The 15413-nt window shown below is 61.7% G+C and carries 14 protein-coding genes; 3 read left to right on the top strand and 11 right to left on the bottom strand.

All coding sequences use genetic code 11. The features are described 5' to 3' along the window. Position 1: 1 nt before the first annotated feature. Complete coding sequence (locus ACK2SD_RS16685; protein ID WP_029613883.1) at positions 2-346, bottom strand: YggL family protein; 345 nt, start codon at positions 344-346, stop codon at positions 2-4. Positions 347-526: 180 nt separating this feature from the next. Here ACK2SD_RS16685 and dacB point away from each other — a divergent pair, with 180 nt between their 5' ends. Then, the gene (gene dacB / locus ACK2SD_RS16690) at positions 527-1957 is read left to right on the top strand and encodes a D-alanyl-D-alanine carboxypeptidase/D-alanyl-D-alanine-endopeptidase (RefSeq protein WP_412460359.1); all 1431 of its coding nucleotides are present in this window, start codon (positions 527-529) and stop codon (positions 1955-1957) included. 75 nt (positions 1958-2032) lie between these two features. On the opposite strand, the gene rlmKL is transcribed toward dacB, so the two are convergent. Then, on the bottom strand, positions 2033-4225 hold the full coding sequence (gene rlmKL, locus ACK2SD_RS16695) for a bifunctional 23S rRNA (guanine(2069)-N(7))-methyltransferase RlmK/23S rRNA (guanine(2445)-N(2))-methyltransferase RlmL (RefSeq protein ID WP_412460360.1): 2193 nt from the start codon (positions 4223-4225) through the stop codon (positions 2033-2035). 545 nt (positions 4226-4770) lie between these two features. On the opposite strand from rlmKL, the gene rmf reads away from it, so the two are divergent. Continuing rightward, positions 4771-4986: a ribosome modulation factor gene (rmf, locus tag ACK2SD_RS16700; RefSeq protein ID WP_080754714.1), complete on the top strand. Its 216-nt coding sequence runs from the start codon at positions 4771-4773 to the stop codon at positions 4984-4986. A 98-nt stretch (positions 4987-5084) separates the two neighbouring features. Here the strand turns inward: rmf and ACK2SD_RS16705 are convergent, their stop codons facing one another. The 9 genes from ACK2SD_RS16705 to ppsA form a co-directional block, all read right to left on the bottom strand. Next, complete coding sequence (locus tag ACK2SD_RS16705) at positions 5085-6107, bottom strand: quinone-dependent dihydroorotate dehydrogenase (RefSeq protein WP_412460361.1); 1023 nt, start codon at positions 6105-6107, stop codon at positions 5085-5087. A gap of 148 nt (positions 6108-6255) precedes the next feature. Then, positions 6256-7293, bottom strand: coding sequence for an OmpA family protein (locus ACK2SD_RS16710; RefSeq protein ID WP_039576502.1), 1038 nt, complete (start codon positions 7291-7293; stop codon positions 6256-6258). A gap of 110 nt (positions 7294-7403) precedes the next feature. Continuing rightward, entirely contained in the window at positions 7404-7970 is a 567-nt protein-coding gene (gene sigX, locus ACK2SD_RS16715; RefSeq protein WP_342649281.1) for an RNA polymerase sigma factor SigX, read from the bottom strand. 112 nt (positions 7971-8082) lie between these two features. Beyond that, the gene (locus tag ACK2SD_RS16720; protein WP_029613988.1) at positions 8083-8907 is read right to left on the bottom strand and encodes a mechanosensitive ion channel family protein; all 825 of its coding nucleotides are present in this window, start codon (positions 8905-8907) and stop codon (positions 8083-8085) included. Between the two features lie 2 nt (positions 8908-8909). Next, the gene (locus tag ACK2SD_RS16725) at positions 8910-9164 is read right to left on the bottom strand and encodes a hypothetical protein (RefSeq protein ID WP_039576500.1); all 255 of its coding nucleotides are present in this window, start codon (positions 9162-9164) and stop codon (positions 8910-8912) included. A gap of 105 nt (positions 9165-9269) precedes the next feature. Further along, positions 9270-10265 carry a zinc transporter ZntB gene (locus tag ACK2SD_RS16730; RefSeq protein ID WP_412460362.1) on the bottom strand — a complete coding sequence of 332 codons (996 nt, stop codon included), beginning with the start codon at positions 10263-10265 and terminating at the stop codon, positions 9270-9272. A 27-nt stretch (positions 10266-10292) separates the two neighbouring features. Next, positions 10293-10784, bottom strand: coding sequence for a ribonuclease E activity regulator RraA (rraA, locus tag ACK2SD_RS16735; RefSeq protein ID WP_029613991.1), 492 nt, complete (start codon positions 10782-10784; stop codon positions 10293-10295). Positions 10785-10796: 12 nt separating this feature from the next. Beyond that, complete coding sequence (locus tag ACK2SD_RS16740; protein ID WP_412460363.1) at positions 10797-11837, bottom strand: alpha/beta fold hydrolase; 1041 nt, start codon at positions 11835-11837, stop codon at positions 10797-10799. 197 nt (positions 11838-12034) lie between these two features. Beyond that, positions 12035-14410: a phosphoenolpyruvate synthase gene (gene ppsA / locus ACK2SD_RS16745; RefSeq protein ID WP_412460364.1), complete on the bottom strand. Its 2376-nt coding sequence runs from the start codon at positions 14408-14410 to the stop codon at positions 12035-12037. 181 nt (positions 14411-14591) lie between these two features. Between ppsA and ACK2SD_RS16750 the strand changes: the two genes are divergently transcribed. Continuing rightward, positions 14592-15410 carry a pyruvate, water dikinase regulatory protein gene (locus ACK2SD_RS16750; protein WP_029613993.1) on the top strand — a complete coding sequence of 273 codons (819 nt, stop codon included), beginning with the start codon at positions 14592-14594 and terminating at the stop codon, positions 15408-15410. The last annotated feature ends 3 nt before the right edge of the window (positions 15411-15413 follow it).

Consider the following 15413-nt stretch of genomic DNA (forward strand, 5'->3'; position numbering starts at 1 on the left):
ATCAGGACGCCGAGTTGATCGGCTTGTCAGGATACCAAGCGTCCAGCAGCGGGCTGACTTCGATTTTGGTCAGTTCGCTGCGACCTTTGAGCCAGGATTCGACGGTGGCGCGCTGCTCCTCGCTGACCGAGCCACGCTTGGCCAGGCAGACCAGACCGAAATCATCGCCGCCGACATAGTCCAGACCATTGGCATCCATGGCTTCTGCCAGGAAGGCGTCGAGGAAAGCGTCGATGGCTTCGTCGGACAGGTCTTCCTTGAAATCCAGGTTCAGTTCGAAACCCAGCTCCTGGAATTCATCCACGCACAGCTTCTTGCGCAGACGACGGGAACGGTTGGTAGCCATTGAAACAATCCTCTTGAGTAATTACGCGCGGCACTTTACCAGTTTCCGTCACGCAAAGGCGCTTTTGTCTTGAACATGCCCACAAACTGTACGCTTGGGGCATAATGCCGTCTTGATTTCGTCAAGGGGCCATCATCTTTTACAGCCCCGTTTTCTTTTCCCTCGTCCGCAGGGTCACCTATGATCAAGACGCTTCGCCCACTGTTTCTGGCCGGCCTGCTGCTCCCCATCGCCCTTCCCGTCTCGGCCGCCGCTGTCAACACCACCCTGCCGCCCAAGGTGCAGCAGGCCCTCAAGGCCAACAAGCTGCAGGACAACGCCTTGTCGCTGGTGATGCTCCCCCTCGACGGCCCCGGTACCCCGACCATCTTCAATGCCGACGTTTCGGTGAATCCGGCCTCGACCATGAAGCTGGTGACCACCTACGCAGCCCTGGAATTGCTCGGCCCCACCTTCCAGTGGAAGACCGAGTTCTATACCGATGGCACGTTGAGCAACGGCGTGCTCAACGGCAACCTGTACCTTAAAGGTGGCGGCGATCCCAAGCTGAACATGGAAAAACTCTGGCTGCTGATGCGCGACCTGCGTGCCAATGGCGTGCGTACCGTCACCGGCGACCTGGTACTCGACCGCAGCCACTTCGTCCAGCCCAACCTGCCGCATTTCGACGATGACGGCGGCGATGTGAACAAGCCGTTCCTGGTCAAACCCGACTCGCTGCTGGTCAACCTCAAGGCCCTGCGCTTCGTGGCACGCAACGACGGTGGCAAGGTCGTGGTGTCGGTCGAGCCACCGATCGCCAGCATCCGCATCGACAATCAGGTCAAGCCGGTGGCGTCCAAGCAATGCACCGGCGATGTGCGCTACAACCCCGTGGTGCAGCCAGACGGCGTCAGTGTCACGGTCAGCGGCCAACTCGGCGACGGCTGCAACTCGCAGACTTACCTCGCCCTGCTCGACCACCCCGCCTACGCCGCCGGCGCGGTGCGCGCCATCTGGAACGAGCTGGGCGGCAGCATCCAGGGCCGCGATCGCACAGAAAATGTCCCCAAGAGTGCTCGTCTGCTGGCCAGAGCCTTCTCGCCAGACTTGGTCGAAGTGATCCGTGACATCAACAAGTACAGCAACAACACCATGGCCCAGCAGTTGTTCCTCAGCCTCGGCGCACAGTTCCGCACCGATGCCGACGGTGACGACGCCCGCGCCGCGCAGCGCGTGGTGCGCCAATGGCTGGCCAAGAAAGGCATCACGGCGCCGCATTTGGTGATGGAAAATGGCTCCGGCTTGTCGCGCGCCGAGCGGGTCAGCACCCGCGAGATGGCGGCGATGCTGCAAGCAGCCTGGAAAAGCCCCTACGCCGCCGAATTCATCAGCTCCATGCCGCTGGTGGGTATGGATGGCACCATGCGTAAACGCCTGAAACGCACCGCCATGACCGGGGAAGGCCACATCAAAACCGGTACGCTGAATACGGTTCGTGCCATCGCCGGTTTCAGCCGCGACAGCAATGGCCATACCTGGGCCGTCTCGGCCATCCTCAACGACCCTAAACCCTGGGGCGCCTCGCAGGTACTGGACCAGGTACTGCTGGATCTGTACCGCCAGCCCTAGGGAAGGGTCGACGTCAGGCAAGAAACGCAGACGGGGCGGTGCGCCGAACAGGTCGGCACCCTGCCCCGTGGCGCTTCAGCGCAACTGCAGACGCCAGGCCCGGTGGATGCGGTTGTTGCGAGCGAAGTCCGGATCCAGGGTCTGGGTGCTGATTTCCTCCACCGCATAACGCTCCAGCAGGTGCTCGTCGAGCTGGAACTTGCGGAAGTTGTTGGAGAAGTACAGCACACCACCCGGCGCCAGCCGGGCCATTGCCAGGTCGAGCAGGCGCACATGGTCGCGCTGCACGTCGAACACCCCTTCCATACGCTTGGAGTTGGAGAAGGTCGGTGGGTCGATGAAGATCAGGTCGTAGCTGTCCTGCGCACTTTCCAGCCAGGCCATGACATCGCTCTGCTCCAGACGGTTGCGCTCGGAAAAGCCATTGAGCGAAAGGTTGCGCCGCGCCCAATCCAGATAGGTCTTCGACAGGTCGACGCTGGTGGTGCTGCGCGCGCCGCCCTTGGCCGCATGCACGGTCGCGGTCGCGGTGTAGCAAAACAGGTTGAGGAAGCGCTTGCCGGCTGCCTCACGCTGAATGCGCAGACGAATGGGCCGGTGATCGAGAAACAGGCCTGTATCGAGGTAGTCGGTGAGGTTGACCAGCAACTTCACGCCGCCCTCATTAACCTCCTGGAAGCGCCCCTCCGTCGCCTGGCGCTCGTACTGACGGGTCCCGCCCTGGCGCTCGCGGCGCTTGAGTACGACCCGCTGCGGATCGATGCCCAACGCCTGGGGAATCGCTGCCAACGCGTCGAGCAGACGGCCCTGGGCTTTTTCCGGATCGACCGAACGTGGCGCCGCATATTCCTGCACATGCACCCAGTCTTGATACAGGTCGACCGCCAGCGCGTACTCAGGCATGTCGGCATCGTACAGACGGTAGCAGTCGACTTGCTCGCGCCGGGCCCACTTGCCCAGTTGCTTGAGATTCTTCTGCAGGCGATTGGCGAACATCTGCGCGCCTTCGGACAGACGCGCCGTTTCGGAGCTCAGCGCTGGCGCGGTGCGCGCGGCGCCGCCGGATTGTTCGGCCGGGCGGCGCTCGGAGGTGACGAACTGGTCGGGCTGGACCTTGAACAGCAGCAGCTTGCACGGCAGCGCGCCGTTCCAGAACGCGTATTGCTTGTGGCTGCGAATGCCCATGCGCTTGCCCAGTTCAGGGGCGCCGGTGAATACGGCAGCCTCCCAGCCCAGGCAAGACTGGCGCAGGCGCTCACCCAGATTTTGATAGAGATACAGCAGGCTCGCTTCGTCGCCCAGGCGCTCGCCATACGGCGGGTTACTGATCACCAAGCCTTTCTGGTTCTGGTCCGGCCGAGGCTCGAAGCTGGCCACCTCACCCTGATAGATCTTCACCCAGTCGCCCAATCCGGCTCGCTCGACGTTGTTGCGCCCAGGCTGAATAAGCCGCGGATCGGCTTCATAGCCGCGAATCCACAGCGGTGGCTTGGCGAGCCCGGCCTCTGCGCGGACCTGGGCCTCGTCATGCACCTTACGCCACAGTGCCGGTACATGGCCCTGCCAGGCGCTGAAACCCCAGCGCTCACGCTTGAGGTTCGGCGCGATGTCGGCGGCGATCATCGCCGCCTCGACCAGGAAGGTACCGACACCGCACATGGGGTCGGCCAGCGCACCACCCTCAGCGGCAATACGTGGCCATCCGGCGCGGATCAGCACGGCCGCCGCCAGGTTCTCCTTGAGCGGCGCTGCGCCTTGCTGCAAGCGATAGCCACGCTGGTGCAGGCTGTGGCCGGAAAGGTCGATCGAAAGAATGGCCTCGCCGCGATCCAGGCGCAGGTGCACCCGCAGATCCGGGTCGATCTTGTCCACCGAAGGACGCTGCCCATCGCGGTTGCGCAGTTTGTCGACGATGGCGTCCTTGACCTTGAGCGCGCCGAAGTGGGTGTTGTCGATGCCGGAGCCGTGGCCGCTGAACTCGACGGCCAGTGTGCCGTCGGCGGCCAGATGCTCCTGCCAGTCAACGGCATTGACACCATCGTACAGATCGTCAGCGTTCTTCATGGCGAAGCGCTTGACCACCAAGAGCACCCGGTTGGCCAGGCGCGACCAAAGACAGAGACGATAGGCAGTTTCCATATCGGCCGCGCCCCGGATCGCCGAGGTGTGCTCCCGCACCTCGGCCAGGCCCAGCCCGCGGGCTTCTTCGGCTAGCAGGCCTTCCAGGCCTTTGGGACAGGTGAGATAGAGTTCGATTGAGTCCGACATGTGCAGTGCAGTGCCTCTGGCTGTGTGCTGGCAAGACGACGCATCGTCATTGCCTCTGTTTGCCCGAATACCTTTTCATCAGATATCCAGGTGGCGCCTCGATAACGAGACGCCGGGCCGCCCGTTCGTTCCCATCCGCCAAAACGCGAGAAGGAATTTGATCGTCGGGCAGTATGAAAATTTCGTAGGACTCAGGCCACGCGTGACCCTTCGTCGCATTGCTGAATATTACGTCAGATCGCTGGCGCCAATGGCCAAATGATTTCAACCCCTGGCAAACCCCGACCAATGCGGGTCTTTCCTGAAACAAGGTTGAGTCGCATTTACTTACTTATCCTTTCATCGGCTGAAAGGTTACGTCCTTATGACAAATCGATCATTCACAGTGTGACTCGCATTGGTTAGAACTGACCACAGGTCGCCTTGCAACGGGGTGACACTTCCAGCTCGCCACGCCGGCAGCGAGCGCAAACCGGCAGAAAGACTCTGCCCGGCCTCAGAGAGGCCGACGGGACATTACAGTCAACAAGTGAGGGCAACACCCTATGAGAAGACTTAAGCGTGATCCGTTGGAAAGAGCATATTCACGTGGCTACCAGTATGGAGTCACCGGAAAATCCCGCGAACTTTGCCCCTTCAGCCTGCCTTCGGTTCGCCAGGCCTGGATCAACGGCTGGCGTGAGGGTCGCGGCGACAACTGGGACGGCATGACCGGCACTGCTGGCATCCACAGACTCAACGAAAATCACGCCGTTGGCTGAACGAGGTTACTGAATTCGATTCACCATGAACGTCCCACTCGGACGACGGGCTAGTGCCCAAGGGCCCCTTCACGGGGCCCATCTTTCATGGGAAGGCGCTAGCGGGGCATTGCCGCAATGGCATCGACCGCCTCGCGAATCAGCGCAGGGCCTTTGTAGATGAAGCCCGAGTAGATCTGCACCAAGCTCGCTCCTGCGGCTATCTTCTGCGCCGCATGATGGCCCTCGGTGATTCCACCCGCCGCAATGATTGGCAGCTTGCCACCCAGTTCACCAGCCAGCACCTTGACGATATGCGTGCTCTTTTCCAGCACGGGTGCTCCGGACAAACCGCCGGCCTCCCCAGCGAACGGCAATCTTTCCACTCCTTCCCGGCTGAGCGTGGTGTTGGTGGCAATCACCGCATCCATGCCCGACTCGATCAGCGCAGCGGCCACCAGTGCGGTTTCTTCATCGCTCATATCCGGTGCGATCTTGATCGCCAACGGCACGCGCTTGCCCTGCTCGGCCGCCAGTCGCTCACGACGCTCAGCCAATGCATCGAGCAGTTGCTTGAGTGAGTCGCCGAACTGCAGGGTGCGCAGGCCTGGGGTGTTGGGTGAGCTGACATTGACGGTGATGTAGCTGGCGTGTGAGTAGACCTTCTCCAGGCAGATCAGGTAGTCGTCCTGGGCGCACTCGACTGGGGTGTCGAAGTTCTTGCCTATGTTGATACCCAAAACACCCTCATAGCGCGCTGCGAGCACCCGCGAGAGCAGATGATCTACCCCCAGGTTGTTGAAACCCATGCGGTTGATGATGGCCGTGGCTTCGGGCAGGCGGAACAAACGCGGCTTTGGGTTACCTGGCTGAGGACGTGGGGTTACGGTACCGATTTCGACGAAGCCGAAGCCCAACTGCGCAAAACCATCGATAGCCGTACCGTTCTTGTCCAGCCCTGCTGCCAACCCCACCGGGTTGGCGAAGTTCAAGCCCATGACGGTCACCGGCAGCGATGCCGGACGCTTGCACAGCACACCGTTGAGGCCAAGACGCCCCCCTGCACCGATCAGGTCCAGAGACAGGTCATGGGAGGATTCCGGGGAGAGCTTGAACAGCAACTGGCGGGCCAGGGTATACATGGGCGGGCAAAACTCGGGGATGAGTGAGTCGGCAATTATAGCTACCGGGTCGCCTGCGCAACAGGCCTTTGCAACGCTGCGCGGACCAAGAATCGCAGGCAAAGAAAAACCCGGCCGAAGCCGGGTTTTTCAGGAAGCGTCAGACCAATTACTTGGCTTGGGCTTCTACTTGAGCTTCAACGCGACGGTTGATAGCGCGACCAGCTTCGGTGGCGTTGTCGGCAACCGGACGGGTCTCACCGTAGCCAACCGAGTCAACACGGTTGGATTCGATGCCGTACTGCTGGGTCAGAACTTGCTTGACAGCATTGGCGCGACGCTCGGACAGCTTCTGGTTGTAAGCGTCTGGACCTACGGAGTCAGTGTGACCTTCAACCACGGTGGTGGTTTGTGGGTACTGCTTCATGAAGTCAGCCAGGTTCTTGATGTCGCCGTAGCTGTTAGGCTTGACGACCGACTTGTCGAAGTCGAACTTCACGTCCAGCTCAACGCGGACGTTTTCAGCGGCAGCCGGGCAGCCGTCGGCGTCAACGGTGACGTTGGCCGGGGTGTCTGGGCACTTGTCGACGTTGTCGCAGACGCCGTCGTTGTCGCTGTCGGTGCAGACTTCAGCAACTGGAGCAGGCGCAGGGGCTGCGGTCTGCTTCGGGCTACCGCCGAAGTTCAGGCCAACACCAACGCTTGGTGCCCACTCGGTGTCACCTTTGTCGATGTTGTACTGGGCTTCAACGCCAGCACGGGCGTAGAACATGTCGGTGATGTACCACTTGGCGCCAGCGCCGATGTTGGCGAAGGTGGAGTGGTCACGACCGCCACGGAAGCTCTGGCCGATCGACTGGTGGGAGAAACCGGCCGACACGTACGGACGGATGGCGTCGTACGGGTTGTTGAAGTGGTAAACGGCGTCAAGAGCGGTGTTCGAGCCCTTGATGTTCTTGCCGTCGTCGCCACGAGCGTTGTGAACTTCGTCGTAGCCCAGACGCAGTTCAACGTCGTCGGTCAGGAAGTAACCGATCGAACCGCCGAACAGGTTGCCGTCGTTTTTGTAGTCGCGCTGGCTGTCGAAGAACTCCTTCTTGTAGAAGATCTCGGTTTCGACGGCGCCTTGGCCTTGTGCCATAGCGCCAATCGAGGTGGCGGCTACGAGCGAACCAATGGCCAAGCCCAAGGTGTTTTTCAATTTCATCCGTTAAATCCCCATCTAGTGATAGTTAAGCCGTCCCACCAATAGCCGCGGGACAACTCGACGGCAAGTCTAGCAGACCTTGCCGATTCGTTTGAGCCATTTGCGTAGGACTAAGTTTCAGCCGAGTCTGCAAATTTCTCACGAAGCTTGTCGAGCGCACGCTTATAGCGCATTTTCGTGGCGCTCAGGCCCATGTGCATGATGTCTGCGATCTCCTGGAACTCCAGTTCAGCCACGAAGCGCAGCACCAGAATTTCCCGATCGATCGGGTTCACATGCACCAGCCACTTATCCAAACCACCCTTTTCTTCCGCTTTCGGTGCCTTGTCCTCGGACGCCTCTTCAATGGGGTCCAGGCTCAAGGCATCCATCAATCGGCGCTTGCGTCGCTCCTTGCGGTACTGGGTGATGCATTCGTTGTACGTGATGCTGTACAGCCAAGTCTTGAACTTGGACTTGCCCTCGAAATTCTTCAGGCCGTACAGCACCTTCAGCATGACTTCCTGACAGACATCGTCGGCATCGCGGTCGTTCCCCAGATAACGCGAACAGACGTTGAACAGGGTCCGCTGGTAGCGCCGCATGAGTTCCTCATAGGCGCGGGTAACGTGAAACAATTCTTCATGCGAACGCGCTACCAGTTCCTCGTCAGTGAGGTCGCGGGGGTCGTAACGCATGGGCGGCGTGTGCACTGTATTCAAAACGGATCTGGCCGACAGTCAGGTCAATGTCGCCGCAAGGCCCGGAGGCGGATTTCAGCGGCGGCATACATTAACAGCTTTTGTGCCGTTAGCGGCTACTGACGCGCTGCTCGAGCAGTTCTCGGTTCGACAGCGACACCCATTCACCCTCATCGGTCATCAGTGTGGTCTTGACTGTTCCGATGGCCTCGATGTGGCCTTCGACCTCGCCAACACGCACGTGCTGGCCCACTTGGTAGAGTTCGCGTACATAAATGCCGGCCAGAATCTGCCCGGCGATTTCGCGGCTGCCCAGGCCCATTGCCAATGCAACGGCCAGACCAACGGTAATCAAGCCGATCACGATCACATGATTGAGCAGGTCGGTCTTGACCTCCAACTGGCTGATAGCCACCGAAATCGAGATGATGATGACCAGTCCCTGGGCGATGCGTCCGACACCCGCCGCGTACTCCAGCCCGATGCCTTCGGCCGCGCCGCGGACCAGGCCATTGACCAGTTGCGCCAGCAGCACCCCGGCCAGTAGCACTAGCGCCGCGCCGAAGACCTTCGGCAGGTAGAGGGCGAGCATGTCGAGGGTGGCCGACACCCGCTCGAGGCCGAGCGATTCGGCAGCCGACACCAGGAAAATCAGCAGGATGAACCAATAGACAATCTTGCCGATGAGGGTCGAGATCGGCACCTGAATGCCGACTCGGCTGAGCATCTTGGTCAGGCCAGTGCCGCTCATCAAGCGGTCCAGACCGAACTTGGCGAGCAATTTAGACAGCAAGGTGTCGAGCAGCTTGGCTACCACGAAGCCCAGCAGCACCACCACCAGCGCACCGAACAAGTTGGGGATGAAGTTCGCCACCTTGGTCCATAGTGCAGTCATGGCGGTAACCAGGCTCTGGGTCCAGAGATCGAGTTCCATATTCATTCGGCCTTATCAGCTTGCGGTCTGCCAGCGGCAGAGGTACGGCGCACCGGCGCCACATGCGCCGAGCCATTGTTGACAGCGATCAGCAGCGCCTGGCTCCAACGGCCCAGCAAGCTGAACAGATCGCCCGCGCCCACCTGGCGGTTGGCGGTCTTGAGCACCCGACCCAGGCAGGCATCGTCGTCGCGATCCTGGCCGGACGGCGACGCCTTGAGCAGGTCGCGCAGGGATTCTTCAAACGGATCGTGCATGGGCACCTCGCGTGATGTCAGTCAAAGACGAGGGCTCTGCTGCGCAGGTCACACCGAAAGGTGGCACGACTGTTTCAAAATAAGAGAGCAGTAGCATGGATCGCCTCACACCCAGCGCAAGCGCCTGAACAACCACCACTGCCCCACGGCCAGCGCCAGCACCACCAGGCAGGCCACGAGGAATCCATAGGGGTTGCTTGCCCCGGGGATGCCGCCGACGTTGATACCGAGCAGACCGGTGATGAAGCTCATGGGCAGGAAGATGCAGGTGATGATGCCGAAGCGGTACATGGTTCGGTTCATCAGTTCGCTGCGCCGCCGGTCCTCGCCCTCGAGCACCAGCGCCGCGCGCTCGCGGGCCAGCTCCAATTCCTCCAGGTAGCGAATCAGGCTGTTGTTGAGCTCGTTCCAGTAGTCGGAATCGACTTCGGCGAACCAACTCCACTTATGCCGCGACAGCTGGGCGTAGATGTCTCGCTGGGGCGCGAGAAAACGCCGCAGGCCAGCGGCACGGCGGCGGATCTGCTGGAGACTGCCTTGGGCTGGGCTATACCGCTCGTCGGATTCCACCTTCTCTTCTTCGAGATCGACTGCTTCCGACAAGTCGCTGACCAGCGCCTGGACCTTTTCCGTCAGCAACTCGCCCATCAGCAGCAGCAGCTCCGACGCCGACTTCGGTCCCCGGCCCTCGCCCAGTTGCTGCAGGATCTCGTCGCTGGCCCGTAGCGGCCGCAGGCGCAGCGAAATGATGCGCCGGGCTTCGGCAAAGATACGCACCGACACCATGTCTTCCGGCTCGGCCCCCGGATTGAGATTGACCCCGCGCAGAAACAGCAACATCTGCTCATTGGACAGCGGCAGCAGGCGCGGACGGGTATTTTCCTCCAGCAGCAGCTCGCAGGCAAACTCGCTCAGGCCGCTGTCGTGCAGCAGCCAGGTGCGGGTCTGCGGGTGACTGCGATCCCAGTGCAACCAAAGGCTTTCATGATCCTGCAACTGCAGGCTGTCCAACTCGGTACGGGCGATCGCACGGGCGCCGCCCTTACCGTCGAGCACCAGGGCATGCACCAGGCCCCACTGCGCATTGTCTTCCTCGAACATCGATGCTCCATCAGCGCCCGCGGCGCGTCACTGCGGTTGGCTCAGCGGGCTGGGCGAGACGATCACGCCATTATTGTCGGCGTAGACGTATTCGCCGGGACGGAAGGTGACACCGGCGAAGGTGACCGGGACGTTCAGGTCGCCGATACCGCGCTTGTCGGTCTTCATCGGATGACTGGCCAGGGCCTGCACGCCGACGTTGGTCTGCGCCAAAACATCGACGTCACGCACGCATCCGTAGATCACCAGCCCTTCCCAACCGTGCTTGGCGGCTTTTTCGGCGAGCATGTCGCCGAGCAAGGCGCGGCGCAGCGAACCACCGCCGTCGACCACCAGCACTTTGCCGGTGCCGTCGAGCTCGACCTGCTCGCGGACCAGGGAATTGTCCTCGAAGCACTTGATGGTGACGATCTGCCCACCGAACGAGTCGCGGCCACCGAAGTTGCTGAACATCGGCTCGAGCACTTGGACCCGGTCTGCATAGGCATCGCACAGGTCGGGGGTTACGTAATGCTGCATGGGAAACTCCTGTCAGTCACAACGAAGGCGGGTGTCGGGCAAGGCTACACCCTCCGAGGCCGTGCAGTCATCCGAGACTGGGTAGTCAGTCGCCGCGGCGTGTGGCGTGCTCTGCGCCTGCGCCAGCCAGCGCTCGACCTGCGGCCACACCTGGTCCTGAGCGGCTTTGCTCACCAGCATGTCCACATGCCCGAATGCCTCGAAGCCGTCCTCGCGCCCCAGGCGCAGGAATCGCTTGCGCGCATCGCCCCACTGCTCGAACAGCGCGCGGCAGGCCCACAGCGGATCCTGGGTATCGGCCACCGCTGCCACGGCCAACAGCGGTACTCGCACCTCGGCCAGCCCTGCCCACCAGTCACGGTCCTTGACCCCGAAGCGGCCGAACAACCCCTGCCAACGCAACCACTCCAAGGCCAGGCCGATCGGCTCGTCCTCCGGGCCACGCTTGAGCCTGGGCCCCGACAGTTGGGCAAAGCGCTTGAGCAGCAGGCGCGCGCCCCACACCACCGGCGGCAACTTCAGAGGCCAGTAGCGGCGAGTGACCTGGGTCCCGAACAGCGCCACGCTGGCGACGCTATTCGGGTCCAGGTAGCCACCGCCCAAGGCGGCAACCAGCGTGGTGCCGCCCAGGGAATGCCCGACCCAGTGCGGCGCCTGTCCCGTCAACTCCTGTACGAACGTGCCGATCACCGGCAGATCGAAACGCGCGTAGTCGGCCACGCCGTTGGCGCGCCATTGACGATTGCGCGGCGACAGGCCATGGCCGCGCATCTCCGGGATCCATACGTCGAAGCCCGCCCGCGCCAGGAACGCTCCCAGGCCAATGCCTTTGGGGGAATACCAGAAACGGCGGTTGGAAAAGCTGCCATGCAGGAGGATCACCGGCACCGCTCGTTCAGCGGGCTGATCGGCCAGACCCAGACGGGTCACGGCCAGCTCCACGCTGGGGTCCGGGCTGTTGCCGGCTTTTATTCGGTAGACGTCTTCGCTGAGGTCGCCACGGCGCTCGGCACTGAGCAGGGCCACGGGAAAAAGAGTACTGCTGCTTTGCATGAATTCACGGCAATGAGAAAGGAATACGGAATGGGCGGGCGCTGGCCACGCTGAACGTCGGCTCCAGCGTACTCGCGGGTAAATCGCTGCGGCGAACGGCCGCTCTCACTAGAAAAGGCGGCGGCTCGCCGCAGCGATTTACCCGCGAAGAAAACACGAACGCGAGGCGCATCGACGTGCGCCCCGCATTGAACGCATCAGGCTGCGCCCTGGCCCTCGGCCAGGAAGAACCAGGTTTCGAGCACCGAGTCCGGGTTCAGCGACACGCTTTCGATGCCTTGCTGCATCAGCCACTTGGCCAGATCCGGGTGGTCCGAAGGGCCCTGACCGCAGATGCCGATGTACTTGCCGGCCTTGTTGCAGGCGGCAATGGCATTGGCCAGCAGCTTCTTGACCGCCGGATTACGCTCGTCGAACAGGTGGGCGATGATGCCGGAGTCGCGGTCCAGGCCCAAGGTGAGCTGGGTCAGGTCGTTGGAGCCGATCGAGAAGCCGTCGAAGTACTCGAGGAACTCCTCGGCGAGAATGGCGTTGGACGGCAGCTCGCACATCATGATCACGCGCAGGCCATTGTAGCCACGGGCCAGGCCATTCTCGGCCAGCAGATCGACCACTTGGCTGGCTTCGCCCAAGGTACGCACGAACGGCACCATGATCTCGACGTTGGTCAGCCCCATCTCATTGCGCACACGCTTGAGCGCACGGCATTCGAGCTCGAAGCAGTCACGGAACGACTCGCTGATGTAGCGCGACGCCCCGCGGAAGCCCAGCATCGGGTTCTCTTCTTCCGGCTCGTACAGCTTGCCGCCGATCAGGTTGGCGTATTCGTTGGACTTGAAGTCCGACAGACGCACGATGACCTTTTTCGGCGAGAAGGCTGCCGCCAGGGTGCTGATGCCTTCGACCAGCTTCTCGACATAGAACTCGACCGGGTCGTTGTAGCCGGCGATGCGCTTGTCGACGCTGTCCTTGAGCTCCGGCGGCAAGCCGGCATAGTTCAGCAGCGCCTTGGGGTGCACGCCGATCATGCGGTTGATGATGAATTCCAGGCGCGCCAGGCCGACACCGGCGTTGGGCAACTGAGCGAAGTCGAAGGCACGGTCAGGGTTGCCGACGTTCATCATGATCTTGAACGGCAGTTCCGGCATGGCGTCCACAGAATTCTGCTTGACGTCGAAGCCCAGTTCGCCTTCGAAAATGAAGCCGGTGTCGCCCTCGGCGCAGGACACGGTCACGCCCTGACCGTCCTTGAGCAGTTGCGTCGCATTGCCGCAACCGACCACGGCCGGAATGCCCAGCTCACGGGCGATGATCGCGGCGTGGCAGGTACGACCGCCGCGGTTGGTGACGATGGCGCTGGCGCGCTTCATCACCGGCTCCCAATCCGGGTCGGTCATGTCCGAGACCAGCACGTCGCCGGGCTGAACCTTGTCCATCTCCGACACATCACGGATCACGCGCACCTTGCCGGCGCCGATGCGCTGGCCGATGGCGCGGCCTTCGACCAATACCGTGCCCTTTTCCTTGAGCAGGTAGCGTTCCATGACATTGGCGCTGGCGCGGCTCTTCACCGTTTCCGGGCGGGCCTGGACGATGTACAGCTTGCCGTCGTCACCGTCCTTGGCCCACTCGATGTCCATCGGGCGCTGGTAGTGCTGCTCGATGATCATGGCCTGCTTGGCCAGCTCGTTGACTTCGTCGTCGCTCAGGCAGAAGCGCGCACGCTCGGCGCGATCGACCTCGACCGTCTTGACCGAGCGACCGGCCTTGGCTTCGTCGCCATAGACCATCTTGATCGCCTTGCTGCCCAGGTTGCGGCGCAGAATGGCCGGGCGGCCAGCCTGCAAGGTGTTCTTGTGCACGTAGAATTCGTCAGGGTTGACCGCGCCCTGCACCACGGTTTCGCCCAGGCCATAGGCGCCGGTGATGAACACCACGTCGCGGAAGCCCGATTCGGTGTCCAGGGTGAACATCACGCCAGCGGTGCCGGTTTCCGAACGCACCATGCGCTGCACGCCGGCCGACAGAGCCACCAGCTTGTGGTCGAAGCCCTGGTGTACGCGATAGGCGATGGCGCGGTCGTTGAACAGCGAGGCGAACACTTCCTTGGCCGCGCGGATCACGTTGTCGACGCCACGAATGTTGAGGAAGGTTTCCTGCTGACCGGCGAACGAAGCGTCCGGGAGGTCTTCGGCCGTGGCCGAGGACCGCACGGCGACGGCCATGTTGTCGTTGCCGGCAGCCATTTCGGCGAAGGCCGTACGAATTTCGGCATCCAGGCGCGCCGGGAACTGCGCGTCCATCACCCACTGACGGATCTGCGCACCGGTCTTGGCCAGGGCGTTGACGTCGTCCACATCCAAGGCATCGAGCGCGGCATGGATGCGCTCGTTCAGGCCACTTTGCTCGAGAAAATCACGGTACGCCTGAGCCGTAGTGGCAAAGCCGCCCGGCACCGAAACGCCGGCACCTGCAAGATTACTGATCATCTCGCCCAGGGATGCGTTCTTGCCCCCCACATGCTCCACATCATGGACGCCGAGCTTATCGAGGGAAACTACGTACTCTACCAAGGTGATCTCTCCACTGACTGTGTTGGAAAAGCTCAAGGGCGCCCGCCTGTCGGGGTTGCGGCTGGGCCGGGACGCTTGTGGCCTGGACCTGGAAAATAAGTGAGAATGCCGAACGTCCGCGTTCGGCAAACCGAACCTATCATATCCAGAAACATTCGGCAGCTTAAGGCCCTTGGCGCAAATGAAACGATCCGCGTTCTTCATCTCCGACGGTACCGGCATCACGGCCGAAACACTGGGCCAAAGTCTGCTGGCGCAGTTCGATACCATCCCCTTCGCCAAATTCACCCGTCCCTACATCGATACGCTCGACAAGGCCCACGCCATGGTCCAGCAGATCAATGCAGCGGCCGAGCGCGACGGCGTCCGTCCGATCATCTTCGACACCATCGTCAACCAGGACATCCGCGAAGTCATGGCCACCTCCAATGGCTTCATGATCGACATCTTCTCCACCTTCCTGTCGCCGCTGGAACAGGAGTTGACCGCCCACTCGTCTTATTCGGTGGGCAAGTCGCATTCCATTGGCGGCAACTCCAACTACATGGAGCGGATCGAGGCGGTGAACTTCGCCCTGGACAACGACGACGGCGCGCGCACCCATTATTACGACAAAGCCGACCTGATATTGGTGGGCGTGTCGCGATGTGGCAAAACGCCGACGTGTTTGTACATGGCCATGCAGTTCGGCATTCGCGCCGCCAACTACCCGTTGACCGAAGACGACATGGAACGCCTGCAACTGCCGCCGGTGCTGAAAAAGCACCATAACAAGCTGTTCGGCCTGACCATCGACGCCGACCGCCTCACCGCCATCCGCCACGAGCGCAAACCCAACAGCCGTTATTCGAGCTTTGCCCAGTGCGAGTTCGAGGTGCGCGAAGTGGAGAACCTGTTCCGCCGCGAGAACATCCCCCACATCAATTCCACGCATTTCTCGGTGGAAGAGATTTCGGCGAAGATCCTGGTGGAGAAAGGGGTGGAAAGACGGTTCAAGTAACAC

It is taken from the genome of Pseudomonas sp. SC11 (assembly GCF_047039205.1).
GTDB classification, from domain to species: Bacteria; Pseudomonadota; Gammaproteobacteria; order Pseudomonadales; family Pseudomonadaceae; genus Aquipseudomonas; species Aquipseudomonas boreofloridensis.